This is a genomic window from Micromonospora sp. NBRC 110037 (assembly GCF_001652995.1).
Lineage (GTDB): Bacteria > Actinomycetota > Actinomycetes > Mycobacteriales > Micromonosporaceae > Micromonospora > Micromonospora chalcea.
Map to the genome: position 1 here is coordinate 304,246 of NZ_BBVA01000008.1, position 23,456 is coordinate 327,701.

The following is a 23,456-nucleotide window of genomic DNA, read 5'->3' on the forward strand; positions in this document are numbered from 1 at the left end:
CCGTCTGCGAGCGCCGGGTCAACCCCGCGGCAGCCGCACCTCTGCGACCGTACCGCCACCGGCTCTGGGCCGGAGGGATACCCATCCATTCTGCTGTTCAACGATCTGGCGGACGAGATAGAGACCGAGTCCCGCGCCCGGATACCGCCGGCGGTCACCGGACTCGCCCTGCCAGAACCGGTCGAAGGCCCGCTCCACGTGTTCCGGGCGGATGCCGATGCCCCGGTCGGCCACCCGGAACGAGACGGTCCGCTCGTTCGCCTCGGCGGTGACCTCGATCGGGGTGTCCGGCAGTGAGTACTTCCCGGCGTTCGTGCCCAGCTCGGTGAGCACTGTGGCGAGGCTGTGCCGGTCGCCGAGCGCCTTGGGCAGGTCGGCCGGCAGGTCGAGCACGACCCGGTGCCGGATGTCGGCCGGCAGGTCCGTCGCCGCCGCGCGCAGCGCGTCGACCAGGTCGAACGGCGCGGCCGGTTCCCCGCCGGGACGGTTCTCGGTGGCGGCGGTCAGCAGCCTGTCGACCAGGCGGGCCAGCTCGTTCGCGCGCTGGCCGATGATCCGCGCGGCCTGCCGGCGGTCGTCGTCGCTCAGCGAGTCCCAGTGGTCGGTGAGGGTGTCCGCGTACCCCTTGATCACGGTGACCGGGGTCCGCAGCTCGTGGCTGGTCACCGCCACGAAGAGATCGCGGTCGTGGTCGCGCCGCTGCTGGTCGGTGACGTCGCGGAAGGTGACCACGCGCAGCGCGTTCGGGCCGGGCAGCTCGCCGGAGGTGATCCGCAGCCAGCGCCCGTCCGGCATCCGGTGGTCGAGCACCTGGCCCGGCGGCGGCAGCGGGAACGGCAGCGGGCGGCTCAGCGCCTCCTCCGCCGGACGGCCGGTCACCTGGACCGCCGCCGGGTTCCAGAGCCGGATCCGCCCGTCGCGGTCCACCACGGCCAGCCCGTCGGCGAGCGCCGCCACCACCGGGCCGTCCCCGTGCACCGGCAGGCCGGTCTGGTCGCCGTACATGTGCGCGACGCACGCGGCCACGTAGCCGATCACGGCGCGTTGCGCGGCATCCGGCGGCTCGCCCAGCGGGTAGAGCGCGTGCAGGCTGCCGACGGTGAGACCGCCGATCTCGGCACGCGCCACGATCATCCGGCTGAGCCCCCGGCCGGCCACCTCGTCGGCGAGCGCGCCCGGGATCGCGTCGACCCGGACCTCCCGCACCGGCGGCCCGGCGAGCAGGCAGACGGTGGCCGGGTCGGTGGCGGGCAGCGGTCGGCCGAGCACGAACTCGGCGCGGCCGGTCGCCGCGATCACCCGTCCGCCGGCCGGGGTGAACTCCACGAAGACCAGACCGGCCGCGCCCACCGCCGGTCCGACCTCGTGGAGCAGGCGGTTGAGCACTGCGGGACCGGACTCGCCCGCGTTGATCATGTTGATCACAGTCGTGTGGCCGGCGATGAGGGCGGGGTAGTCGGTTCGCTCCGGCATGTCCCGAGTGTGCCGCGCGGCAGCCCTCCCGGACACCCCCGGCCGGTCGACCGTGGCCGATACCGATCGACCGGACTCACCGGCCCAACCGGGCCAGCGCACGGGCCGGCCGGTCCGTGATCACCCCGTCCACGCCGGCTTCCAGCACGAGTTCCAGATCCTCCGGCTCATTGACGGTCCACACGTACACCGAGTGGCCGGCCGCGCGCAGCGAGGGAACCAGGCGCGGGCGGGCCCGGACCAGGTCCACGCCGGGACCGGCGATCCGGGCGCCGAACGGCAGCCGGCCCAGCGGCAGCAGCCGCGGCAGCACCTCCAGCAGCAGCACCGTGGGCAGCGCCGGGGCGAGTTCCCGCATCCGGCGTACGGCCAGCGGCGAGAACGACATCACAGTCACCTGGACCCGGTGGCCCGGGCGGGGCTCGTCCAGCCCGTACCGGCGCAGCAGCGTGACCAGGCGGCGCTCGACCTCGCCCCGGTAACGCGAGGGGTGCTTGGTCTCGATCAGCAGCCGGACCGGCCGCCCGGCGTCGAGCACCGCGTCGAGCAGCCGCTCCAGCGTGAGCAGCCGGGTGTGCGACTCGTCCAGCGGCTCGTCGTCCTCGGCGAGCGTCGCGGCCCGGTGCCAGGAGCCGAAGTCGAGCGCGTCCAGTTCGGCGAGCGTACGCGCGCTGACCAGCCCGTGCCCGTTGCTGGTGCGGTCCAGCCGGCGGTCGTGCACGCAGACCAGGTGCCCGTCACGGGTCAGCCGGACGTCGCACTCCAGCCCGTCCGCGCCCTCCTCGATGGCACGGAGGTAGGCCGCGAGCGTGTGCTCCGGCAGGTCGTACGAGGCGCCGCGGTGGGCGAAGACCAGGGGGACGGTCATGACCGCCTCAGGCGACCCGGCCCGGCTGCCCGTCGTCGGTGACCACCGGTCGGCCGGCGGCGGCCCAGTCGCCCATCCCGCCCTCGACGTTGCGCACCTGGTCCCAGCCGTTACGCAGCAGATAGCCGACGACCTGGGCGGAGCGGCCGCCGGAGCGGCAGATCACCGCCACGTCGCGGTCCTGCGGGATCTCGGCCAGCCGGGCGGGCAGCTCGGTCATCGGCAGGTGACGGGCGGCCGGCGCGTGGCCGGCGGCCCACTCGTCGTCCTCGCGGACGTCGAGCAGGTAGACGTCGTCGGGCACGGCCGACGCGGGGACGCTTGGTAGTGAGGCTCCGAACACGGTCACCAAGCCTAGCCGCCCGGACCGCTCACAGCCGGTTGACCCAGCGCGGATTCGCGCCGGCCCACTGCGGCATCCGGGTGTCGCGCAGCGCGGTGAACAGACCGCCGCCGCCGTTGTCCAGCACCACGTACGAGACGCCGTCGATGGTCTGCGGGTACGAGGGCACCTGGACGCCGCGCAGGGCGTCCGCCGGTAGCCCGCGCAACGCGAACAGCAGCTCGTCCAGGGGTACGCCGTTGGTGTCCACGGTCAGCGCTCCGCCGGCCGCGCGCAGCACCCGGTCGAGCTTCACCGGATCGGTGCGCAGGTGGGTCTCGCCCGCCCGGTCGAGCACCGCCCGGAGCATCTGCTGCTGGTGGCGCTGCCTGTCGTAGTCGCCGCCGGGCAGGTCGTAGCGCTGGCGGACGTAGTCGAGCGTCCGGACGCCGTCCATCTGCTGGCAGCCGGCGTCGAACTGGTGCTTCGTGTGGATCGAGCGCACCGGCGTGTCCACGCACATCCGGATGCCGCCGAGTTCGTCGATCACCTGTTTGAAACCGGAGAAGTCGACGAGCGCGGCGCCGTCGAAGCGGATGCCGGTGAGCCGGGTCAGCGTGGTGCTGAGCAGCCGGGCGCCGCCCTCGCCCCCGCCGCCGTGCTCGTACGCGGCGTTGACCTTGTCCTGGCCGCCGGGGAAGCCGGGCGCCGCCGGGAGCGCCACCAGCAGGTCGCGCGGCACGGAGATCAGGTACGCCTGCCGCATGCCGGCCGGCACGTGCACGATCAGGATGCTGTCGGAGCGCTGGTCCTCGGGGTTCGCGCCGGGCCGGTGGTCGGAGCCGATCAGGAGGTAGTTGAGCGCGCCGTCCAGGTCTGTCCGCTTGTTCCGGGCGGCCGGGTCGAGCAGTTGCTCCTTGGCGACGGTGCGGTCGTAGCGGTGGGTGAGCCAGTTCAGCCCGGCCACGCCGAGCGTGGCGAGCAGGACCAGGACGAGTCCGGTGCCGAGCAGGAACCGGGCCCAGCGGGCGGGTGCGCCCCGCCCGCGTCGGTTCCGTGCTGGCCTGGACGTGACGATCCCCCCGTAGCCGCGACATGAGACCCGCTCACGTCAGGCTACGGGGGGATCGGCCGACCGATGGCGCTTTCGCGCAGGTCAGCAGGTCATTTACGGGTGGAGAGGACGTCCGGGTTGCTCACCACGAAGTCGGCCAGCTTGTCGTTCTTGACCGCCTGGAACATGTCCATGGTCGTCTCGTTGAACGTCTCCCGGCCGTTGCTGTTGCCGGCGAACGTGCCGCCGTTGGTCCGCAGGGTGACCAGGTCGTTCCCGTTGAGGTTCTTGAGCGTGAAGATGAAGTCCGCGATCGGCACGCCGCCGGTGTCCAGGACGAACGCCTTGCCGGCCGCCTTCATCAGCGAGTTCAGCTTGATCGGGTTGGTCAGCATGCCGCCCTCGGTGGCCTTCTTGGCCATCGCCTTGATCAGCTGCTGCTGGTTCTGCTGCCGGTCGTAGTCGCTGTTCGGCAGGCCGTAGCGCTGGCGGGAGTAGTCGAGCGCCTCCCAGCCCTGCATCTCCCGGCAGCCCTTCTTGTGCACCACTGCCTTGTACGACTTACCGGTCTTCTTCGCGTCCGCGTTCCACATCGGCTTGCCGTCGACGTACGACATGTGGTGCGACTTGACCTCGTGGCTCACACAGATGCGTACCGAGCCGAGCGCGTCGATCACGCTCTTGAAGCCGCCGAAGTTGATGATCGCGGCGCCGTCGAAGCCGATCCCGGTCATCGACTTGATCGTCTTGGCCATCAGCTGGGCGCCGCCCTCCCAGCCGCCGCCGTTCTGGGCGCCGTGGAAGAAGGCCGCATTGATCTTGTCGGTGCCGCCCTTGTAGCCGCTCTTCTCGAACGCGGGGATACGCGCCTCGGTGTCCCGGGGGATCGAGATCAGGTACGCCTGGTCGTGGCTGGCCGGGATGTGCAGGATGATGATCGTGTCCGACCGGACGTCGTCGGCGGCCCAGCGCTCGCGGGCATCCACGCCGAGCAGCAGCATGTCGATCGGGCCCTCGAGGCTGTTGCCGCCCTCGGCCTCGCTCTTGCCCGCCCCGCCGAGCAGGTTGCGCTGGGCGATGTTGTCGGTGGCCTGACCGATGACCGCCTTGCTGCCGACGATCGCGACACCGCTGGTCACCATCAGCACCGCGCCGAGCACCAGCGTGAGCTTCGCCCAGAGCGGGTCCTTGCGCTTGGTGCGCTTCTTCTTGCCACCGCCGGGACCGCGACCGCCGGAACCGGGCTGTGTGGGGATGACCGGAGGGACCCGCCCGGATGATCCGGGTGCCGGTGACTGCGGGCGACGGCTGGTCTGGACCGACATGCGTGCTCCAGCTCGGTGATCGGGGGCGGGACCACTTTACGTATCTGTTCCCGTTCTCGCGACCTCGTAGGGCGGCAATTCCCATCAATACCGGCCCACATCTTCGGGTTGTGGCCGAACGGGCAGGGGTAAGGAGCCGGTCGGCGGTTGGCCTCCGTGGTGGCGAGGCCCTAGCGCTCGTTCCCGGTCATGCCGTGCCGGCGTCAGCCGCCCGCGTTGTCGCCCGAACCCTTCTGGTTGGCCTGCATCCACTCGGCCATCCGGTCCGCGGCGATCGCCTTGTACATCGCCAGCGCCTTCTCCCGGTCGGAGACCACCACCGACTGGCCGTCGATGGTCTGGCCACCCAGGTGCGGGCTGGTGACGAACGTCAGGTTCTCGCCCCGCAGGCTGCGGAACTGCACTGCCATGTCGGTCAACGAGAATCCCTGGTCGACCGTGACGGCGGCGGTCACCGCCTTGAGGAAGTCGTTCAGCTTCTTCGGGTTCGTGAGCGTCCCGGTGCTCGCCGCCTTGTCCATCAGCGCCTTCAGGAACTCCTGCTGGTGCCGCATCCGGGCGAAGTCGCCGTCCGGGAACTGCTTGCGCTGCCGGACCCAGTCCAGCGCCTCGGCGCCGTTCATGTGGTTCACGCCCTTGGTGAACGTCCGGTACGGCTTGTGGATCGACGTGATGGTCCGCTCCACCTTCAGGTCGACCCCGCCCAGGGCGTCGGTGACCTCCTTGAAGCCGCCGAAGTCGATGGCCATCACGTGGTCGATCCGTACGTCGGTGAAGCACTCCACGGTCTTCACCGCGAGCGGCAGGCCGCCGAACGCGAACGCCGCGTTGATCTTGTTGCGGGAGCCGGAGTCGCAGGACGCGCCCGCGCTCTCCGGGATCGGCACGTACAGGTCACGCGGCACCGAGACCAGGTAGGCGCGCTTGTGGTCGGCCGGGATGTGCATGACGATCAGGGTGTCCGCGCGCCACTTGCCGGAGCCGTCGACCGGAGCGTCCGGATCCCGCGAGTCGCTGCCCACGAGCAGGATGTTGAACGCGCCGTCGACCTGCTTGGCCGGGCGCCCGCCGGTGATCCCGGCGAACGGGTCCGTGCGGGCCAGGTCGTCGTCGAGGTTGCGGGCGTAGAACCAGGCGCCGAGGCCGCCGAGCAGCGCCAGCACCAGCACCGCGACGCCGGCCACCAGGCCGATGCGTCCCCAGCGCGGTCGCGGGCCGCGCCGGCCCGGGCCGCCCGGACCGCCGTCGCCCGGGCCGCCGGGTCCGGTCGGCCCCACCGGACCGCCGGTACGCCCCGAGCGGGGCGCCTCGTCGTGCGGGGGATACCAGCGGGCATCCGAGGTGCGGGCGCGCCCGGTGGCGCCCCGGCCGGAGCCGGGAACCGAAGCGCGGCCCGCGTCCCGGTTCAGGGGGTGCGGGAAGGGAGCGCCGGCAGACGAGGTCGCTGACATGTAACCGAGGGTAGGTCGGCCGGGCCACCGACGCCCTCGTACGCGCGCCGATGTCAGCCGCGTCCCGGGCGGTTCAGTACCCGAGCCGCCCGCGGAAGTACTCGATCGTGCGCCGGAGTCCGTCTTCGGGAGTGACGCTCGGCTCATATCCGAGCAGTTCGCGGGCGAGGGTCAGGTCCGGTCGGCGCATCTCCGGGTCATCGGAGGCGCGAGTGATGTAGCTCACCTCGGACGTGCTTCCGGTGAGTGACACGATCGTCTCGGCCAGTTGCCGCATCGACATCTCGTGCTCGGTGCCGCAGTTGATCGGACCGGTCTGCGTCGAGTCGAGCAGCAGCAGGATGCCGCGCACCAGGTCCTCGACGTAGCAGATCGAGCGGGTCTGGTTGCCGGTGCCGTGCACGGTGATCGGCTCGCCGCGCAGCGCCTGGGAGATGAACGTCGGGATGGCCCGGCCGTCGTCCGGGCGCATCCGCGGGCCGTACGTGTTGAAGATCCGCACGATCGCGGTGTCGGTGCCCCGGCTGCGGTGGTAGGCCATGGTGGCGGCCTCGGAGAAGCGCTTCGCCTCGTCGTAGACGCTCCGGATGCCGATCGGGTTGACGTTGCCCCAGTACGTCTCCCGCTGCGGGTGCTCCTTCGGGTCGCCGTACGCCTCGGAGGTGGAGGCCATCAGGAACCGCGCGCCGTCGTCGGTGGCCCGCTCCAGCAGCGCCAGCGTGGCCACCGAGCCCACCCGGAGGATCTCCACCGGCAGCTTCTCGAAGTCGGTGGGACTGGCCGGGGACGCCATGTGCAGGATCGCGTCGAACCGCTCGGTCATCGCCGGGTGGTGCGGCAGGCCGTCGGAGATGTCCGCCTCGACCAGCGTGAAGGTCGGCTTGTCCAGCAGGTGGGCCACGTTCTCCTTGGACCCGGTGACGAAGTTGTCCAGCACCACTACCGTGCAGCCGCGCTCGACGAGCCGGTCGACCAGGTGGGACGGGACGAAACCGGCGCCGCCGGTGACCAGGATGCGGTGTCCGCTACCGAAGCGGGGAGCGACCTTCATGGCGGTCAGCCTATACACGCGAGGCGGGGCCCCCGCGTACGGCAGGGGCCCCGCTCGACGTGCCGATCAGTGCGCGCCGGCTCCGGTGAGCGAGCGCACCTCCAGCTCCGCGTACTTCTCCTCGTCGCTCTCCTTGGACAGGATCGTGCCGAGCCAGCCGCACAGGAAGCCGAACGGGATCGAGATGATGCCCGGGTTCGACAGCGGGAACCAGTGCCAGTCGTGGTCGGGGAACATCGCCGTCGGCGCGCCGGAGACGACCGGCGAGAAGAAGACGAGCAGCACGGCGGAGAGCAGGCCGCCGTAGATCGCCCAGACCGCGCCCGAGGTGTTGAACCGCTTCCAGAACAGGCTGTAGAGGATCGCCGGCAGGTTGCCCGAGGCGGCCACCGCGAACGCCAGCGCGACCAGGAACGCCACGTTCAGGTTCTGCGCGAAGATGGACAGGACGATCGAGACCGCGCCGATCACCAGCGCGGAGATCCGGGCGACGTTCACCTCCTGCCGCTCCGACGCCTCACCCTTCTTCACCACGTTGGCGTAGAAGTCGTGCGCCAGGCTGGACGACGACGCCAACGTCAACCCGGCGACCACGGCGAGGATCGTGGCGAACGCGACCGCCGCGATGATCGCCAGCAGTGTCGCCCCGCCCAGGTTCCCGCCGAGGAAGTCCACGCCGAGCGCCTCGGCCAGCTGTGGCGCGGCCGTGTTGCCGGCCTTGTCCTGCTCGGTGATCGCCTGCCCGCCGACGATCGCCGCCGCGCCGAAGCCGAGGGCCAGGGTGAGCAGGTAGAACGCACCGATGATGCCGATCGCCCAGAGCACGCTCTTGCGGGCCGCCCGCGCGGTCGGCACGGTGTAGAAGCGGATCAGGATGTGCGGCAGGCCAGCCGTGCCGAGGACCAGCGCGATGCCCAGCGAGAGCAGGTCCATCTTGCTGTAGAACGTCTTCAGCGCGTCGCCGGGTGTCTCCACGCCGTAGCGCAGCCCGGGTTCGAGGAACGCCGCTCCCTTGCCCGAGGCGCTGGCCGCGTCGCCGAGCAGCGAGGACAGGTTGAACTTGTACTTGGCGAGCACCAGCAGCGTCATCACCAGCGCGCCGCCCATGAGCAGGAACGCCTTGACGATCTGCACGTACGTGGTGCCCTTCATGCCGCCGACCGTCACGTAGATGATCATCAGGGCGCCGACCATGATGATCGTGGCGACCTTGGCGGTGTCGGCGTCCATGCCGAGGAAGGTGGTGCCCGGCTTGATGCCGAGCAGCAGCGCGACGAGCGCGCCGGCGCCGACCATCTGGGCCAGCAGGTAGAAGATCGACACGGTGATGGTGGAGACCGCCGCCGCGGTCCGGACCGGCCGCTGCCGCATCCGGAACGCCAGCACGTCCGCCATCGTGTACCGGCCGGAGTTGCGCAGCAGTTCCGCCACCAGCAGCAACGCCACCAGCCAGGCGACCAGGAAGCCGATCGAGTAGAGGAAGCCGTCGTAGCCGTAGAGCGCGATGATGCCGGCGATGCCCAGGAAGGACGCCGCCGACATGTAGTCGCCGCCGATCGCCATGCCGTTCTGGAAACCGGAGAACGACCGGCCGCCGGCGTAGAAGTCGGTGGCGGTCTTGGTCTGCCGGCTGGCCCATACGGTGATCGCCAGCGTGATCGCCACGAAGACCAGGAACAGCGTGATGGTGAGGTTCCGGGCGGTGGTACTGCCCGCCTCAGCCGCGAGGACCGTGTTCATGGGTCACCTCCCCGATCTCGTCGCGGATCCGGTCGGCGACCGGGTCGATCCGGCGGTTGGCGAACCGGGAGTAGAGCCAGGCGATGACGAACGTGGAGACGAACTGGAGCAGGCCGAAGACCAGGGCGACGTTGATGTTGCCGATCAGCTTCGTGCCCATGAATCCCCGCGCGTACGCGGAGAGGATGACGTAGAGCGCGTACCACAGGAAGAACGCGACGGTCATCGGGAAGATGAAGCCGCGCAGCGCGCGCCGCAACCCGGCGAACTCGTCGGACCGCTGGACGGCGAGGTACCGTTCCGCCGCCGACTCGGCGGGCGCGGACGCGGGTGTGTCCGTGGACATCTGTGGATCACCACCTTCGCAGGCGTGGGGGGAGTTTCGCGCACGGTAGAGAGCGCGCTCCCCGCCCGGGAAGGCTCCGCCGCCCGGCGGCGAACGGCTGCGCCGAACGGCGCCCCGGCTGCGCCGAGTGACCCACGTCACTCCGCTAACCGGTCACCCCGACCGCCGGGTGGGTCAGTCGGTCAGCTCGCGGTAGCGGCCGCGGTAGTGCAGCAGGGGGAGGGTGTCCCGGGACAGGTCCACCGATTCGATGGTGGCCTCGACCAGCAGGCCCCAGCCGTACTCCCGGGCGGTGTCGAGCCGGCACCCCGCCCACCCGCCGGCGTCCGCCGGCACCGGCCCGTACGGCGTCTCGGTCCAGGCGTCCAGCGCGAACAGGCCGCCGGGCGACGGGAACAGGCCGGCGAAGCGGTCGGCGAGCTGCCGGTGCTGCGGGCCCAGCGGGGCCACCGCGAACCGCCCCGCCTCCTCGATGGCCGCCCACAGGTCCGACTCCGCGTCGACCAGGCCGAGTAGCCGGTCCGGCTCGCCCTCGGCGACCAGCGTGGACGAGACGGTCAGCCCGGCCGGGCCGGGCGCGGTCCAGAGCGTCACCGGGGCCGCCAGTCGGCCGCGCAGCCGCCGTACCGGCGAGCGTTGCCCGGCCGGCGCCGCGAACGGGTCGGTGGAATGGATCTGCGCGCCCGGCTCTGGATTCACGTGAAACATTGTGCCGCCCGCTGCCGGGCGGGGTTCGACGCAACGCCATACCCTGCCGGGCATGAGTCTCATCCCCCCGCAGCAACTCGCCCAGGAACGGGTCGTCGCCGCCGACGCCGTCCTCGGCGGCCAGGTCGACCTGCGTGCCTATCCACACCGGCACCTGCTGGTCCGGGCGAACAACACCTGGGGCCGCCGGGCGTTCCAGCCGCTGATGGAAGCGGTCGAGCACCTGTCCAACTACGGCTGGGAGCTGGTCACCATGACGAGCGTCGGCGACGGCCACCACGTCTACGCGGCGATGCGCCGCACCGCGTAACCGGGATCAGCCGTCGGCGAGCAGGCGGCGGGCGGCGGCCAGCACCTCCGGGTCCGCGCATCCGGCCGCGTACCCGGCGATCCGGCGGCGGATGTCGCGCCCGAGCAGCCACACCCCGATCCGCTCGGCCACCGGGCGCAGGAACGCCGGGCGGCAGCGGAAGTTGTACCGCCAGGTCGCGATCGTGGTGCCGGCCTCGGGGCCGGGCGCGAAGCGCCAGCCGCCGCCGAACCGCTCGAAGAACCACGGCCCGCGCACCATCTTCATGCCGACGTTCGTCGGCGGTGACCAGGAGACGTACTCGCTGACCATGACCAGGCCGTGCCGGGAGCGGGTGTACGTGCGCACGCCCCGGCCGGGCGCCGTCGCGCCGTCGACGAAGTGCTGCTCACGGACGAACGGATCCCAGCGGTAGCGGACCGGCGCGACCGTCTGGGAGACCGCGAACGCCAGCTCCGGCGGGATCGGGACCGTGGTGACCGCCTCGACGACCGGCATCAGCGCCTCGGCGTGACGGTGGCCAGCAGCTCCGGCTGCCGACGGTCCAGTGTGTCCCCCGCGAGGTACGCGCCGAGCAGCGCCGCGCCCACCCCGTACGCCAGTCCGATCGGCAGCGCCAGCCACAGCCACACGTCGCCGAGCAGCGCGGCGGCCACCACGAACGGCACCGCCACCACCGCGGAGGCGACCATGGAAACCAGCGTGAGCAGGCCCTTGGTGAACCCCGCGCCGCTGTTCATGGCGAACGGGTTGCTCGACTCGGGCAGCGAGTAGGCGCCGAGCACCGACACGAACCCGTTGATCGCCAGCCCGCAGCCGTACGCGGCGGCCAGCGCGCCACCCATCACGCCGAGCCATGCGGGACGCCCCAGGAAGAGCGCCAGCGCGACCGCGATCACGACGAGCATCGGCACCACGTAGATCGAGAACGCGGTCATCCGGGCCCGCAGCTCGACCCGCCCGGGCACCCCGGCGACCAGGTTCGCGGCGTACGAGCTGCCGTCGAAGCCGAACTGGTTGGCCAGCGTCAGCGACGCGAGCACCCCGACGAAGATCATGGAAAGGCTGACCAGCGCCGGTGAGGAGTCGCCGCCACCGAACTCCGCCCCGCCCTCGGTGGAGAACGAGACGCCGCCGAGATTGACCATCACCGGTACGAACACACCGACCACGGCGACCGTGATGAGGTTGGCCCGCCGCCGCGCGTCCCGCCACCAGTAGCGGCACTCGCGGGCGACGAGCGCCCCGAACCGGTCCCGCCGCGCCCAGCCCACCGCGCGGGGGAACAACTGCGTGACCGCGCCGCCGGCCACGCCGCGCGGCGCGCGCGAAGGGCCGGCGCTCGCCGCGCCCACCATCGCCGACTCCAGCGACCGCGACCACCAGAACAGGAGTACGCCGAGCGTCGCGACCGCGATCAGCAGCTTCGCGACCGCCGCGCCGGCCCGGCCCTCGGCCACGTCGACGCCGACCGTCCACGGCGCGCCGAACGGCGTCCAGCCGACCACCCGGGCCACCCCGTCCAGCCGGTCCCAGTCGGTCTGCTGCACCGCGGCGAGCACCAGCAACTGCAACGGCCCGAGCAGGGCGGCCAGGACGGCGAGCAGCACCGCCGCCAGGTCGCGTACCCGGCGGGACCGCAGCATCGTGGCGAACGCGCTGGTCAGCGCGCGGGCCCCGGCCAGGCAGACCAGCAGCCCGGCGACCACGCCGAGCGCGCCGACCACCGCGGCTGACCAGCCGCCCAGCAGCCCGGCGGTGACCACCAGACCGGCCGCGGTGAGCGCCGTCGCCAGCGCGGGCACGCTCACCAGGGCGGCGGCGAGCAGGCCGGTGACCAGGGTGCGGCGGGACAACGGCAGCAGCGCGAACCGGGCCGGGTCGAGCGTCTCGTCCACGCCGAAGAAGACGAGCGGCAGGAGCAGCCAGCCGAGCGTGAGCAGACCACCGCCGAAGGCGGCCACCATCAGGGCGTACCGGGGCTCGTCGGCCAGGCCCGGCGTGGCGAGCAGGAAGAACCCGACGGCGGCGAACCAGAGCCCGAGCAGCAGGCCCAGCACGAACAGCGCGATCCGCCACTTCTGGCCCCGGAAGTTGTTGCCGAGCACCCGCAGCTTGAGCCGGACGAAGTGCCGGGACGACACGCGCCGGGCCGGCCGCTCGGGGGCGGTCACCGGGACAGCCACGACAGCTCCTCCCCGGTGGCGGTCCGGCCGCCCACGACCTCCACGAACACGTCCTCCAGCGACCGGTCGCCGCGCACCTCGGTGAGCGTGCCGACCCGCTTGATCCGGCCCTCGGCCAGGATCGCCACGTGCGAGCAGAGCCGCTCGACCACCTCCATCACGTGACTGGAGAAGATCACCGTGCCGCCGCCGCTGACGTACCGGTGCAGGATGTCCCGGATCAGCGCGGCCGAGACCGGGTCGACCGCCTCGAACGGCTCGTCCAGCACCAGCAGGCGCGGGCCGTGCAGCAACGCGCAGGCCAGGCCGATCTTCTTCTTCATGCCGGCCGAGTAGTCGACGACGAGCGTGCGCCCGGCGTCGGAGAGCGCCAGCACGTCGAGCAGCTCCGCCGCCCGCTGGTCGACCACCGCCGGGTCCATGCCGCGCAACAGACCGTGGTACGCGAGCAGCTCCGCCCCGCTCAGCCGGTCGAAGAGGCGTACGCCGTCCGGCATCACGCCGAGCAGGCTCTTGGCGCGTACCGGGTCGGCCCAGACGTCGTACCCGAGCACCCGCGCCTCACCGGCGTCGGGCCGCAGCAGGCCGACGGCCATGGAGAGCGTGGTGGTCTTGCCGGCCCCGTTCGGTCCGAGCAGGCCGTAGAACGAGCCGGTCGGCACGGCGAGGTCGACGCCCGCCACCGCGATCTTGGTGTCGAAGCGCTTGGCCAGGCCACGAAGGGAGAGCGCGGGGTGCTGGTCGGTCATGGTCCGACCGTATCGGTCCCCGCCCAACGGCTGCTCGGACGGCAGGATGATCTCGCCTCATCCCTGAGAGGTACGAGTCGGATCGCCGACGGCGTGCAACCGCCCACCACGGCGGGGGGTGTCAGGCGTACGAACGGCAGCGGGGAGAGAGATGGATCCGGACAGTGGGTTCGAGGAGTTCTACCGGAACAGCAGACAACGCGTGGTGACAGTGCTGTACGCGCTCGGCGGCGACCGGAGCGAGGCGCAGGACGCCGCCCAGGAGGCGTACGCGCGGGCCTGGCAGCGCTGGTCCCAGGTCGGCACGTACGACGACCCGGAGGCGTGGGTGCGCACCGTCGGGCACCGCCTGCTGGTCAACCGGTGGCGCAAGGTCCGCAACAGCGTGGTCGCCTACCGGCGGCACGGACCACCACCTCCGGTCCGGCCACCCTCCGAGAACACTGTCGCGCTGGTCAGCGCGTTGCGGCAGTTGTCGGCGGACCAGCGGCAGGCGATCGTCCTCTACCACCTGGCCGACCTGTCGGTCGCGGAGATCGCGGCGCAGATCGGCGTGCCGAGCGGCACCGTCAAGGCCCGCCTGGCCCGGGGCCGCAAGGCTCTCGCCGCCCTGCTCGACGTGAACTTCCCGGAGGAGGTCCGCAATGCCTGACCCGATCTTCTCCGACCTCTACCAGGACACCGAGGACCTGATCTGGGCGCCCACCGAGCAGGTGCGCCGCCGAGGGCGGCAACGGGCCCGGCGTACCCAGCTCGCCGCCGGCCTGGCCGCCGCGGTCGCCGTCGCGGTCGTGGCGACCGGTGTGGTGCTGGCCCGTCCGGACGCCGCACCGCCACCGGTGCCCCCGGCGACAGTCGAACCGATCACGCCGACGCCGGCGCCCACGCCGAGCACCACGCCGTCGGCCGAGCCGTCGGCGAGCGGGGCGCCGACGCCGAGTCGCACCGCGGGAGAGCCGGCCGCCAGCATCGGCGGCGGGCCGACCAGCCGTACGCCGAGCCGGACGATTCCGGCGGCGGCGACGCTTCAGCTCGCCGACCTGCCGACGGGCTTCACGATGCAGACGGGAAAGGTGGGCGGTGACTGGTCCCTGGAGTTCATGTCCTCCTTCTGCGTGAACGAGTCGCCGACGCTGTCCGACGGGGAGGTGGCCACCCGGTCGGTGGCGTTCAACTCGCCCACCGACTGGATCGTCCAGCGGGTGACCCGGCACTCGGGCACGTCCGCCACCACGGTGATGAAGAATCTCCGCAAGCTGGTCACGGGCTGCGAGATGGAGCAGCCGGGCGACTCGCTGTCGATCATGGCGGAGTCGCTCGGCGGTGACGACGGCGTGCTGGTGGGCAGCGACGTCGGAGGGCGGCCCGGTCGCTGGCTCGTCGTCCGGCAGGGCGATCTGGTGGCGCAGCTCCGCCTCGACTCCCAGACCACGCCCACCGAGGCCCGCCGTACCGCCCGGTCGGTGGCGAACCGGCTGTGTGCCGGCACGGACACCTGCTGACGGGTGCGCGGAGGTGAGGCGGGGCCGAGGCGAGCGCGGCCCCGCCTCACAGGCGCAGCGACTCCGGGGTGTGCAGGCGGAGCATGGTGGCGCCGACGTCACGCGGGAGACGCCGTCGGCTGGCCATGGAGACGAGCACCATCACCGTGAACGCCAGCGGCACCGTCCACGCGGCCGGCTGTGTGGTGAGCGTCGCCGGCCATCCAGTCAGCGGCGGGCCGAGCACGGTGAGCAGGACCGCGCCGACCGCCGCGCCGCCGCCGACCAGCACCCCGGCGGCGGCGCCCAGGTCGGTCAGGCCGCGCCACCAGATGCCGAGCACCAGCAGCGGGCAGAAGCTGGACGCGGCCACCGCGAACGCCAGCCCCACCACCTGCGAGACGTCCAGCCCGGAGACGTTCAGCGAGAGCAACGCCGGCACTCCGCCGGCGATCACCGTGGCGAGCCGGAAGCCGCGTACCGAGCCGCGGCCCAGCACATCCGTGGAGATCACCCCGGCGACGCTGGTGAGCAGGCCGGACGAGGTGGACAGGAACGCCGCGAACGCGCCGGCCGCGACCAGCGCGGCGAGCAGCCGGCCGGTGGTGCCGTCGCCGAGCGCCGCCCCGGGCAGCAGCACCACCACCGCGTCGGTCTGGCCGCTGACAAGTAGTTGTGGCGTGTAGATGCGGCCCAGCACGCCGTAGACGGTGGGCAGCAGGTAGAAGACGCCGACGAGCGCCAGCACCACGAGCGTGGTGCGGCGGGCGGCGGCGCCGTCGGGGTTGGTGTAGAAGCGGACCAGCACGTGCGGCAGGCCCATGGTGCCGAGGAACGTGGCCAGGATCAGCGAGTACGTGGCGAACAGCCCTCTGTCGTTCTCCCCTGCCGTGTCCGGCAGCAGCCACTCGGCGGGGCCGGTCGCCGCGCCGGACACCTCCGGCACCGGGTCACCGGCGGCGAATTCGAGGCGGTCGCCGGGGCGTACCTCCCGGATGTCGCCGTCGGGCAGCGTGAGCGTCGCGCGGTGCTCGACCACGACGGTGGTCGCGGTCCGGAACGTCGGCCCGTCGGGCGGGGTCACCGCCGGGCGGGCGTCGGCCTGCCACTGCAACGCCAGGAAGATCGCGGGTACGGCGAGCGCGGTGAGCTTCAGCCAGTACTGGAACGCCTGCACGAAGGTGATCGCCCGCATGCCGCCCAGCGCCACGTTCGCGGTCACCACCACGGCGACCAGCAGCGCGCCGAGCGGGTACGGCGAGCCGGTGAGCGTGGCCAGGGTCAGCCCGGCGCCCTGCAACTGCGGCACCAGGTAGAGCCAGCCGATGAAGATCACGAAGACGGTGGCGAGCGTCCGCAGCCGCCGGGAGCCGAGCCGTACCTCGCAGAAGTCGGGCAGCGTGAACGCGCCGGAGCGGCGCAGCGGCGCGGCCACGAACAGCAGCAGCGCGAGGTATCCGGCGGCGAAGCCGACCGGGTACCAGAGCACGTCCACGCCGTACTTGAGGATCAGCCCGGCGACGCCGAGGAAGCTCGCGGCCGACAGGTACTCCCCGCCGATCGCGGCGGCGTTCCAGGTCGGGCTGACCGCCCGGGAGGCGACCAGGAAGTCCGACGTGGTGCGGGCCAGCCGCAGCCCGTAGAAACCGATGCCGACGGTGACCAGCGTGACGGCGACGATCGCCGGGACCACGTACCCGTTGGACATCAGCGTTCCGGCCGTCGGATCAGGTCGACGAAGTCCTGCTCGTTGCGTTCGGCCAGCCGCACGTACGCCCAGCCGACCACGATCAGGAACGGGAAGGACACGACGCCGAGCAGCAGCCACGGCAGGTTGACCCCGAGCACCGTGACCCGGCCGACCGAGGGCGCGATGGCGAACAGCCACGGCAGGCCGCCGAGCCCGATCATCACCAGCAGGCTGAGCCGCAACGCGAGCGAGAGCTGGGCCCGCATCAGTCCCTGCACCAGCGTCTCGCCCACAGGGGTCTGCTGGGCCAGTTCGGAGCGGGTGCGGTCGGCCGGGCTGCCGGCCCGGGAGACCTCGGCCAGCACGATCCGGGTCCGCTGCGGGGTGGCGGCCGGCTGCGGGCTCTCCGGCTGCCGGGGGGCGGGCGCCGGCGACGCGCGCGGGCCGGGCACCGGGGCGGTCTCGACGGGCCGCCCCGGTGGATGCTGTTCCTCGGCTCCGGTCACCCCCGGCAGTCTCGCCCGCTGAGCCGAATTGTCAAGACCGCGCCGTTGCGCCCTGTGCACAACCTGTGGATAACGCTTCACCCCTGTGGATAACCCGGTGGACGGCGCGGAGTCGTTGTGGACGACCGGGCGGGGTGTCAGGGTGAGCCGGTAGAGAGGAGGTGTGACAGTGACCAGCCCGGCACGACCCGGCACCGGCGACGTCTGGACGGTGGACGACCTCCAGGACCTCCCCGAGGACGGCCAGGACTACGAGATCTTCGACGGGAGCCTGCTCGTGTCCCCACACGCCGACGTCCGGCACGGCGCGATCGCCAACCGTCTCCGCCGGCTCCTTGACCGGCAGGCTCCGGCCGGTCTGCTCGTCGGGCAGGACGTCGGCGTCAGCGCGAAGCGCTCCTCCTACTTCGTGCCGGAGGTCTTCGTCGCCCGCGAGGAGGCACTGGAACGGGGTGGCCCGGCCCTCGCCCCGGCCGACGTGCTGCTCGTGGTCGAGGTCGTCTCGCCCGGCAACGCCGGTCGTGACCTGGTCCTCAAGCGCCACGAGTACGGCGTGGCCGGCATCGCGCGTTACTGGCTCGTCGAGCCGCGCAAGGAGACCCTGACCGTGCTGGAGAACGTCGACGGCCGCTACCGCGAGTCGGCGGTGCTCTCCACCGCCGACGTGTGCCGCGCCGACCAGCCGTTCCCGCTCGTCCTGCCGGTCGCCGAGATCTTCTGAGCGCCCTGATCCCGCCTGGGCGTCAGCCGAGTCCCACCCGTACCGGGTTCGCGGTCGCCGAGCCCAGCCAGGTGTGCGGGTTGCCGAACCAGCACCACCCGAGCTTCGGCGCGCCCTGACTGATCCAGAGCGCGGGCACCCGCCGGTCACCGCAGCGCGAGCCCACGAGCGAGAAGCACCTGTTGCTCGCCAGCGCCTCCGGGTACAGCGTGACGAACGCCAGACCTTCGTCGATGGTGATGGGGAGCCGGTCCTTCGCGGTCATGTCCTCCAGCGCGGCCGACGGCGCCACGTTGCGGTACTCCTCGCCCCGGTCCACGTCGAAGAGCAGGTACGCGGGCCCGGCCGGCACCTCCAGCTCCTTGATCGGGTGGAAGGTGGGCAGGTCGTCGGCGGGGAAGTTCCGGTCGAGGATGCCGGTCTTGCGCTTGCCGGCGAGCGTGGTGAGCGCGATCCGCTCCGGCACCGGCACCAGTTCCCGCGTGGTCACCAGCAGGAACGGCACCCGCCCCTCGGTGGGGCCGCGCAGCCCGGCGGAACCGGTGACCGCCGCGTCGCGCAGCGGGCTGAGCAGGGCGCGAAACGTCTCCTCGGTCTGCCCGGCCAGCGCCGGATAGCCGAGTTGAACGAGGCGGTCGAGCTGGCTGTCGAATTCTGCGGCGGCGTCGAAGCGGTCGTCGGACATGCGGTCCCCCACCCTGTCGTACGGTCTGCCGTACATTGTACGCCAGCGTCGGCGGTGGCCCGTCCCTCAGCGACTCCAGTCCTGCTTCGCGGCGCGTACCAGCTTGTCCTTCAGCTCCCGGGTGTGCCGGCGGCTGACCGGCAGCTCGGATCCGTCGATCACCACCACATAGCCGGAGTTGACCAGCCGCAACTCGGCGATGAGCCGCAACTGCACCAGGTACGAACGGTGGATCCGGACGAACCCGGCATCGGCCCAGCGCTCGGCCAGCGTCGCCAGCGAGACCCGGACCAGGTGCGACCCGTCCGCCGTGTGCAGGCGCGCGTAGTCGCCCTGCGCCTCCACCCACCGCACCGCCGAACGGGGCAGCATCCGGGTGGTGCCCGCCAGCTCGATCGGGATGGTCGGATCCTCCTCCGCCCGGGCCAGCGCGGCCGGGTGCGACGGCACCACCCGGGAGCCGATCACCCGGCGCAGCGACTCGGCCAGCCGCTCGGCGCGTACCGGCTTGCGGACGTAGTCGGTGGCGCCCAGGTCGAACGCGTCCACCGCGCCGTCGTCGTACGCGGTGACGAACACGATCGCCGGCGGACGGGCGAACCGGCGCAGCACCCGGGCCAGTTCCATGCCGTCCAGCCCCGGCATCCGGATGTCGAGGAACACCACGTCCACGTCGTCGTCGCGGAGCACCCGCAGCGCCTCGGTCGCGTCCCCGGCCGTGTGCAGCCGGGCCACCCGGGGATCGGCGCGCAGGTGGTACGCCAGCTCGTCCAGCGCGGGCGGCTCGTCGTCCACCGCCAGCACCCGAAGGAACCCCGTCACGAGGAAACCCGTACGCCGGGGTGGAACTTCGGCACCCGCATGCTCACCTTCGTACCCGAGCCGAGGCCGGTCTCGACGACCAGGCCGAACCCGTCCCCGAAGACCGACCGGAGCCGTTCGTCGACGTTCGAGAGGCCGACGTGCTGCCCCGGGTCGTCGGCCGGGTCGCTGCCCGCCCCGGACAGCTCGGCGATCCCGGCGGTCAGCGTCGTCGGATCCATCCCCACCCCGTCGTCCTCCACCGTGATGTGACACTCCGCGCCCGCGTCCCGGGCCTCGATGCTCACCATGCCGGTGCCCGGCTTGCGGGACAACCCGTGGCGGACCGCGTTCTCCACGAGCGGCTGCAGGCAGAGGAACGGCAGCGTCACCGGCAGCACCTCGGGGGCGATCTGCAGGCGCACCTGGAGCCGCTCGCCGAACCGTGCCCGCTCGATGGTCAGGTAGCGGTCGATCGAGCGCAGCTCCTCGGCGAGCGTGGTGAACTCGCCGTGCGCCCGGAACGAGTAGCGGGTGAACTCGGCGAACTCCAGGATCAGCTCCCGGGCCCGCTCCGGGTCGGTACGCACGAACGAACCGATCGCGGTCAGCGCGTTGTAGATGAAGTGCGGGCTGATCTGGGCGCGCAACGCGCGCACCTCGGCCCGGGCGAGCCGCTCCCGCGACGACTCCAGCTCGGCCAGGGCGAGCTGGTCGCCCGCCCAGTGCGCGGTCTCCAGCGTGGCCTGCACCAGACCCGGGGCCGGCCGCTCGCCGGCCACCGCCACCAGCGCGCCGACCACCCGGCCGTCCGCGCGCAGCGGCGCCACCACCGCGCCGCGGACCGGGCAGTCGACCAGGTCGCAGCGCAGCTCCGACTCGCCCAGCACTGTGGAACGCCCGCTGCCGACCGCGCGCCGGGCCGCCGCGACCAGTTGATCGCCGTGGTGCGCGCCCTGCCCGTCGACGGCGAGCAGCGTGTCCCGGTCCGTCAGCGCCAGCCCGGCCGCGCCCACCAGGGCCCGCAGATGGCGTACGGCCTTCGCCGCGTCCGCGGCGGTCAGCCCGGCGCGCAGCGGCTCGGCGGCGAGCCCGGCGGTGTGCAGCACCTCGTACGTGGCGCGCTGCGTCGCCGTGGCGATGCCCCGTCGGCCACGCAGCCGCAGCACCGCCCAGAGCGCCGCCGCCAACGCGGTCACGAGCGAGACGACGGCGAAGACGGCGGAGAGGTTGCCACCCACGCAGCGATCCTGCCGGGTGCCGGCCCGGTAGCGCTAGTACGCGCCCTTGCGGGCCAGCACCACGCCCACGGTCCGCCACAGGATGCTCAGGTCGTACGCCAGCGACCAGTTGTCGACGTAGTAGAGGTCGAGCCGGACCGCCTCGTCCCAGGACAGGTCGGAGCGGCCGGACACCTGCCACAGCCCGGTCATGCCCGGCCGGACCAGCAGCCGGCGGCGTACGTCGCCGAGGAAGTCGCCGTCGTCGGCGGGCAGCGGGCGCGGGCCGACGAGCGACATCTCGCCCCACAGCACGTTGATCAGCTGGGGCAGCTCGTCCAGCGACGTGGCCCGCAGGAAGCGGCCCACCGGGAAGACCCGGGGGTCCTGCTTCATCTTGAACAGCATGCCGTCGGTCTCGTTCCGGTCGACCAGACCGGCGAGCCGCTCCTCGGCGTCGACGTACATGGTCCGGAACTTCCAGACCCGGAACGTCCGCCCCTCGTGCCCGACGCGGGGCTGGCGGAAGAAGACCGGCCCGGGGTCCGAGATCCGGATGGCCAGGGCGATGGCGGCGAAGAGCGGGACCAGCATCAGCAGGCCCAGGCCGGCGGCCACCCGGTCCATCAGGTTCTTGACCAGCAGCGCCGGCCCGGACAGGGTCGGCTCCTCGACGTGCAGCAGCGGCAGGCCCTCGATCGGGCGGATGTGCACCCGGGGACCGGCGATGTCGGTGAGCTGGGGCGCGACCACCAGGTCGACGCCGGAGCCCTCCAGCTGCCAGGCCAGGCGGCGCAGCTCGCCCGGCTCGGCGCTGGCCGAGCCGCAGACCGCGATGGTGTCGCCGCCGACCTCACGTACCAGGGCGAGCACGTCGCGGCCCGCGTACACCGGCACCGGGGTCTCCAGGCCGCGGGCGGCGGCGTACCCGTCGGTGAGGTGGATGGCCACCGGGATCAGGCCGACCGACGGGTGCCGGGTGACCGTGGTGTAGACCTCCAGGCACTCGGGCAGCGTGCCGACGAGCACCATCCGGTGCCCGGCGTGCCCGAACCGGCGGCGCAGCCCGTGCAGGGCGGCCCGGGCGATCATGCGGCCGAGCACGATCAGCAACATCGCGCCGAGCAGCGCGAAGCCGACCGTCCACCGGGACAGGGAGTAGGTCTTCGTGGCGAAGGCGATGAACGAGACCGCCGCCGCCACCGCCACGCCGGCCCGGATCACCCGCTTGAATTCGTCCGGGCCGAGCCCCAGGTAGCGCCGGTCGTAGGCCCGGTTGCCCCAGAGGAAGAGCAGCCAGCCGAGCGGCAGGAGCACGAACGCCACGGTGTAGAACCAGGCTTGCGGGGAGTTGCGGAAGCCCGAGTCGGCCTGCTCGAAGATCTGCACGGCCAGGAAGCTGGCCAGAGCCGCCGCGCCGAAGTCGAGCAGCAGCAGGAACAGGATGTAGGGCCGGTGCCACCGGGAGACCCGGCGCCGGGCGCGGGCCCACGCCGACCGGGGTACGCCGTTGTGCGACGGCGGAGTCGGCGGCTGGATCTCAAAGCTGTCGACGTGCCGCACGCTCTTGCTCCGGCCTCTGTCGGTTACCGGGCGCTGGAGGCTTGTCGTCACCTCAACCCATGTCCTCCCGCATGACCCGCACCCTCACTCGCCGTGAGGATCCGGGTCGCTCACCGTCCCAGTCTCCCACGCGGGCCCGGCCCGGACCGGCCCCCGCGAAGAAGCCGTGCCGCTGGTGCTCGGTGAGATCTGGCCGGCTCCGAATCAGTTGTGAAGCCGGGGACCGAGCCACTATACCGATGGATGACCACTCGGGTAGAGGGGCGGACCCGGACCTTCGGTGATCCCGGGTCGATTCCACTCAGTAATCGCCGGGTGCGGTTACTCACCGTACGAGACGGGACAACCTTCGGTCAGCCAGCGGCTTCCCGCCGGTCTGACATGTGGGGCAGTACTGGAGGCTCGAATCGGCGAACGAGACCTCACGCACCGTGTCGCCGCAGACCGGACACGGCAGGCCCTTGCGGGCGTGCACCTTGAGCCCGGAGCGCTTCTCGCCCTTCAGCTCCGCCGCCCGCTGGCCCATCGACCGGCGTACCGCGTCGCCGAGGACCGTGCGCGTCGCCGCGTGCAGGCCGGCGAGCTGGTCGTCGGTGAGCCGGTCGGTGATCGCGAACGGCGACAGCCGCGCCGCGTGCAGGATCTCGTCGGAGTACGCGTTACCCACCCCGGCGAGCACCGACTGGTCGGTCAGCACGCCCTTCACCTGGCCCCGGCGACTGCGCAGCCGCTCGGCGAAGGTCGGCAGATCCGCCTCCAGCGCGTCCGGCCCGAGCTTCGCCACACCCGGCACCAGCGCCGGGTCGGTGACCAGATAGGCGGCCAGCTTCTTCTGGGTGCCCGCCTCGGTCAGGTCGAAGCCGGAGCCGTCGTCGAGGCGTACCCGCACCGCTATCGGGCCCTTGCCGGGCCGCAGCGGGGTCGCCGCCGGGAACGCCTCCCGGTAGTGCAGCCAGCCTGCCCGGGCCAGGTGGACCACCAGGTGCAGTCCCTCGTCGAACCGGACATCGAGGAACTTGCCGTACCGGCCGGCACCGGTGACCGTACGGCCGGCGACAGTGCTCGGCGGCGGGTCGTACGTCTTGAGCGCGCTGATCGCGGCGACCTCGAACCGCTCCACGCGGCGGCCCACCGCGCGCTCGCGCAGGTAACCGGCGAGCGCTTCCACCTCCGGAAGTTCGGGCACGGTACAACGGTAGCCTTCTT

Annotated in this window: 24 protein-coding genes; 4 read left to right on the forward strand and 20 right to left on the reverse strand. The window is 72.2% G+C overall.

What is annotated here, in order from left to right:
• Nucleotides 1–18 precede the first annotated feature (18 nt).
• From A4R25_RS23610 to A4R25_RS23655, 10 genes are all read right to left on the reverse strand, one after another.
• Complete coding sequence (locus tag A4R25_RS23610) at nucleotides 19–1,473, reverse strand: ATP-binding protein (protein ID WP_043327733.1); 1,455 nt, start codon at nucleotides 1,471–1,473, stop codon at nucleotides 19–21.
• Between the two features lie 76 nt (nucleotides 1,474–1,549).
• Nucleotides 1,550–2,341 carry a glycerophosphodiester phosphodiesterase family protein gene (locus A4R25_RS23615; RefSeq protein ID WP_043327734.1) on the reverse strand — a complete coding sequence of 264 codons (792 nt, stop codon included), beginning with the start codon at nucleotides 2,339–2,341 and terminating at the stop codon, nucleotides 1,550–1,552.
• Nucleotides 2,342–2,348: 7 nt separating this feature from the next.
• On the reverse strand, nucleotides 2,349–2,684 hold the full coding sequence (locus A4R25_RS23620; protein ID WP_030499424.1) for a rhodanese-like domain-containing protein: 336 nt from the start codon (nucleotides 2,682–2,684) through the stop codon (nucleotides 2,349–2,351).
• A 28-nt stretch (nucleotides 2,685–2,712) separates the two neighbouring features.
• Nucleotides 2,713–3,630: an LCP family protein gene (locus A4R25_RS23625; protein WP_231915613.1), complete on the reverse strand. Its 918-nt coding sequence runs from the start codon at nucleotides 3,628–3,630 to the stop codon at nucleotides 2,713–2,715.
• Between the two features lie 197 nt (nucleotides 3,631–3,827).
• Complete coding sequence (locus A4R25_RS23630; protein WP_064448089.1) at nucleotides 3,828–5,042, reverse strand: LCP family protein; 1,215 nt, start codon at nucleotides 5,040–5,042, stop codon at nucleotides 3,828–3,830.
• 203 nt (nucleotides 5,043–5,245) lie between these two features.
• Nucleotides 5,246–6,493: an LCP family protein gene (locus tag A4R25_RS23635; protein WP_064448090.1), complete on the reverse strand. Its 1,248-nt coding sequence runs from the start codon at nucleotides 6,491–6,493 to the stop codon at nucleotides 5,246–5,248.
• Nucleotides 6,494–6,566: 73 nt separating this feature from the next.
• Nucleotides 6,567–7,544, reverse strand: a complete 978-nt coding sequence (locus tag A4R25_RS23640; protein WP_064448091.1) for an NAD-dependent epimerase/dehydratase family protein — start codon at nucleotides 7,542–7,544, stop codon at nucleotides 6,567–6,569.
• A gap of 66 nt (nucleotides 7,545–7,610) precedes the next feature.
• The gene (locus tag A4R25_RS23645) at nucleotides 7,611–9,284 is read right to left on the reverse strand and encodes a cation acetate symporter (RefSeq protein WP_043327738.1); all 1,674 of its coding nucleotides are present in this window, start codon (nucleotides 9,282–9,284) and stop codon (nucleotides 7,611–7,613) included.
• Complete coding sequence (locus tag A4R25_RS23650) at nucleotides 9,262–9,630, reverse strand: DUF485 domain-containing protein (protein ID WP_030499418.1); 369 nt, start codon at nucleotides 9,628–9,630, stop codon at nucleotides 9,262–9,264. Before A4R25_RS23650 ends, A4R25_RS23645 begins: the two co-directional genes overlap by 23 nt.
• Before the next feature lie 174 nt (nucleotides 9,631–9,804).
• The gene (locus A4R25_RS23655) at nucleotides 9,805–10,401 is read right to left on the reverse strand and encodes a flavin reductase family protein (protein WP_373888014.1); all 597 of its coding nucleotides are present in this window, start codon (nucleotides 10,399–10,401) and stop codon (nucleotides 9,805–9,807) included.
• On the opposite strand from A4R25_RS23655, the gene A4R25_RS23660 reads away from it, so the two are divergent.
• Entirely contained in the window at nucleotides 10,391–10,648 is a 258-nt protein-coding gene (locus tag A4R25_RS23660; RefSeq protein ID WP_043327741.1) for a hypothetical protein, read from the forward strand. The genes A4R25_RS23655 and A4R25_RS23660 overlap by 11 nt on opposite strands.
• Nucleotides 10,649–10,654: 6 nt before the next feature.
• Here A4R25_RS23660 and A4R25_RS23665 read toward each other — a convergent pair whose 3' ends face one another.
• From A4R25_RS23665 to A4R25_RS23675, 3 genes are read right to left on the reverse strand one after another with little or no spacing between them, the layout of a single operon-like run.
• The gene (locus A4R25_RS23665; protein WP_043327742.1) at nucleotides 10,655–11,146 is read right to left on the reverse strand and encodes an SRPBCC family protein; all 492 of its coding nucleotides are present in this window, start codon (nucleotides 11,144–11,146) and stop codon (nucleotides 10,655–10,657) included.
• Nucleotides 11,146–12,834 (reverse strand): hypothetical protein, encoded by a 1,689-nt coding sequence (locus A4R25_RS23670; protein WP_064448093.1) that lies wholly within the window; start codon nucleotides 12,832–12,834, stop codon nucleotides 11,146–11,148. Before A4R25_RS23670 ends, A4R25_RS23665 begins: the two co-directional genes overlap by 1 nt.
• Nucleotides 12,819–13,583, reverse strand: coding sequence for an ABC transporter ATP-binding protein (locus A4R25_RS23675; RefSeq protein WP_043327744.1), 765 nt, complete (start codon nucleotides 13,581–13,583; stop codon nucleotides 12,819–12,821). The genes A4R25_RS23670 and A4R25_RS23675 overlap by 16 nt, the downstream gene beginning before the upstream one ends.
• A 151-nt stretch (nucleotides 13,584–13,734) precedes the next feature.
• Here A4R25_RS23675 and A4R25_RS23680 point away from each other — a divergent pair, with 151 nt between their 5' ends.
• Together A4R25_RS23680 and A4R25_RS31905 are read left to right on the forward strand one after the other, a co-directional pair.
• Nucleotides 13,735–14,235, forward strand: a complete 501-nt coding sequence (locus A4R25_RS23680; protein ID WP_043327745.1) for a SigE family RNA polymerase sigma factor — start codon at nucleotides 13,735–13,737, stop codon at nucleotides 14,233–14,235.
• Nucleotides 14,228–15,085 carry a hypothetical protein gene (locus A4R25_RS31905; protein ID WP_064448094.1) on the forward strand — a complete coding sequence of 286 codons (858 nt, stop codon included), beginning with the start codon at nucleotides 14,228–14,230 and terminating at the stop codon, nucleotides 15,083–15,085. The genes A4R25_RS23680 and A4R25_RS31905 overlap by 8 nt, the downstream gene beginning before the upstream one ends.
• Before the next feature lie 46 nt (nucleotides 15,086–15,131).
• Here the strand turns inward: A4R25_RS31905 and A4R25_RS23690 are convergent, their stop codons facing one another.
• Both A4R25_RS23690 and A4R25_RS23695 read right to left on the reverse strand, forming a co-directional pair.
• Nucleotides 15,132–16,772, reverse strand: coding sequence for a cation acetate symporter (locus tag A4R25_RS23690; protein ID WP_064448095.1), 1,641 nt, complete (start codon nucleotides 16,770–16,772; stop codon nucleotides 15,132–15,134).
• Complete coding sequence (locus A4R25_RS23695; RefSeq protein WP_051611565.1) at nucleotides 16,772–17,122, reverse strand: hypothetical protein; 351 nt, start codon at nucleotides 17,120–17,122, stop codon at nucleotides 16,772–16,774. Before A4R25_RS23695 ends, A4R25_RS23690 begins: the two co-directional genes overlap by 1 nt.
• Nucleotides 17,123–17,429: 307 nt before the next feature.
• On the opposite strand from A4R25_RS23695, the gene A4R25_RS23700 reads away from it, so the two are divergent.
• Entirely contained in the window at nucleotides 17,430–17,981 is a 552-nt protein-coding gene (locus tag A4R25_RS23700) for a Uma2 family endonuclease (protein WP_197494958.1), read from the forward strand.
• 22 nt (nucleotides 17,982–18,003) lie between these two features.
• On the opposite strand, the gene A4R25_RS23705 is transcribed toward A4R25_RS23700, so the two are convergent.
• The 5 genes from A4R25_RS23705 to A4R25_RS23725 form a co-directional block, all read right to left on the reverse strand.
• The gene (locus A4R25_RS23705; RefSeq protein ID WP_231915614.1) at nucleotides 18,004–18,666 is read right to left on the reverse strand and encodes a DUF5701 family protein; all 663 of its coding nucleotides are present in this window, start codon (nucleotides 18,664–18,666) and stop codon (nucleotides 18,004–18,006) included.
• 66 nt (nucleotides 18,667–18,732) lie between these two features.
• Complete coding sequence (locus A4R25_RS23710; protein WP_043327751.1) at nucleotides 18,733–19,488, reverse strand: LytTR family DNA-binding domain-containing protein; 756 nt, start codon at nucleotides 19,486–19,488, stop codon at nucleotides 18,733–18,735.
• The gene (locus A4R25_RS23715; RefSeq protein WP_064448098.1) at nucleotides 19,485–20,708 is read right to left on the reverse strand and encodes a histidine kinase; all 1,224 of its coding nucleotides are present in this window, start codon (nucleotides 20,706–20,708) and stop codon (nucleotides 19,485–19,487) included. Before A4R25_RS23715 ends, A4R25_RS23710 begins: the two co-directional genes overlap by 4 nt.
• A 33-nt stretch (nucleotides 20,709–20,741) precedes the next feature.
• Nucleotides 20,742–22,250: a sugar transferase gene (locus tag A4R25_RS23720; RefSeq protein ID WP_064448099.1), complete on the reverse strand. Its 1,509-nt coding sequence runs from the start codon at nucleotides 22,248–22,250 to the stop codon at nucleotides 20,742–20,744.
• A 325-nt stretch (nucleotides 22,251–22,575) separates the two neighbouring features.
• Nucleotides 22,576–23,436 carry an Fpg/Nei family DNA glycosylase gene (locus A4R25_RS23725; protein ID WP_030499405.1) on the reverse strand — a complete coding sequence of 287 codons (861 nt, stop codon included), beginning with the start codon at nucleotides 23,434–23,436 and terminating at the stop codon, nucleotides 22,576–22,578.
• Nucleotides 23,437–23,456: the final 20 nt, after the last annotated feature.

Coding starts and splice junctions, on each gene's coding strand:
- A4R25_RS23610 (WP_043327733.1), bottom strand. CDS start 1,473: ATGCCGGAGCGAACCGACTACCCCGCCCTCATCGCCGGCCACACGACT.
- A4R25_RS23615 (WP_043327734.1), bottom strand. CDS start 2,341: ATGACCGTCCCCCTGGTCTTCGCCCACCGCGGCGCCTCGTACGACCTG.
- A4R25_RS23630 (WP_064448089.1), bottom strand. CDS start 5,042: ATGTCGGTCCAGACCAGCCGTCGCCCGCAGTCACCGGCACCCGGATCA.
- A4R25_RS23635 (WP_064448090.1), bottom strand. CDS start 6,493: ATGTCAGCGACCTCGTCTGCCGGCGCTCCCTTCCCGCACCCCCTGAAC.
- A4R25_RS23640 (WP_064448091.1), bottom strand. CDS start 7,544: ATGAAGGTCGCTCCCCGCTTCGGTAGCGGACACCGCATCCTGGTCACC.
- A4R25_RS23645 (WP_043327738.1), bottom strand. CDS start 9,284: ATGAACACGGTCCTCGCGGCTGAGGCGGGCAGTACCACCGCCCGGAAC.
- A4R25_RS23650 (WP_030499418.1), bottom strand. CDS start 9,630: ATGTCCACGGACACACCCGCGTCCGCGCCCGCCGAGTCGGCGGCGGAA.
- A4R25_RS23660 (WP_043327741.1), top strand. CDS start 10,391: ATGAGTCTCATCCCCCCGCAGCAACTCGCCCAGGAACGGGTCGTCGCC.
- A4R25_RS23655 (WP_373888014.1), bottom strand. CDS start 10,401: ATGAGACTCATGCCCGGCAGGGTATGGCGTTGCGTCGAACCCCGCCCG.
- A4R25_RS23665 (WP_043327742.1), bottom strand. CDS start 11,146: ATGCCGGTCGTCGAGGCGGTCACCACGGTCCCGATCCCGCCGGAGCTG.
- A4R25_RS23675 (WP_043327744.1), bottom strand. CDS start 13,583: ATGACCGACCAGCACCCCGCGCTCTCCCTTCGTGGCCTGGCCAAGCGC.
- A4R25_RS23680 (WP_043327745.1), top strand. CDS start 13,735: ATGGATCCGGACAGTGGGTTCGAGGAGTTCTACCGGAACAGCAGACAA.
- A4R25_RS31905 (WP_064448094.1), top strand. CDS start 14,228: ATGCCTGACCCGATCTTCTCCGACCTCTACCAGGACACCGAGGACCTG.
- A4R25_RS23690 (WP_064448095.1), bottom strand. CDS start 16,772: ATGTCCAACGGGTACGTGGTCCCGGCGATCGTCGCCGTCACGCTGGTC.
- A4R25_RS23705 (WP_231915614.1), bottom strand. CDS start 18,666: ATGTCCGACGACCGCTTCGACGCCGCCGCAGAATTCGACAGCCAGCTC.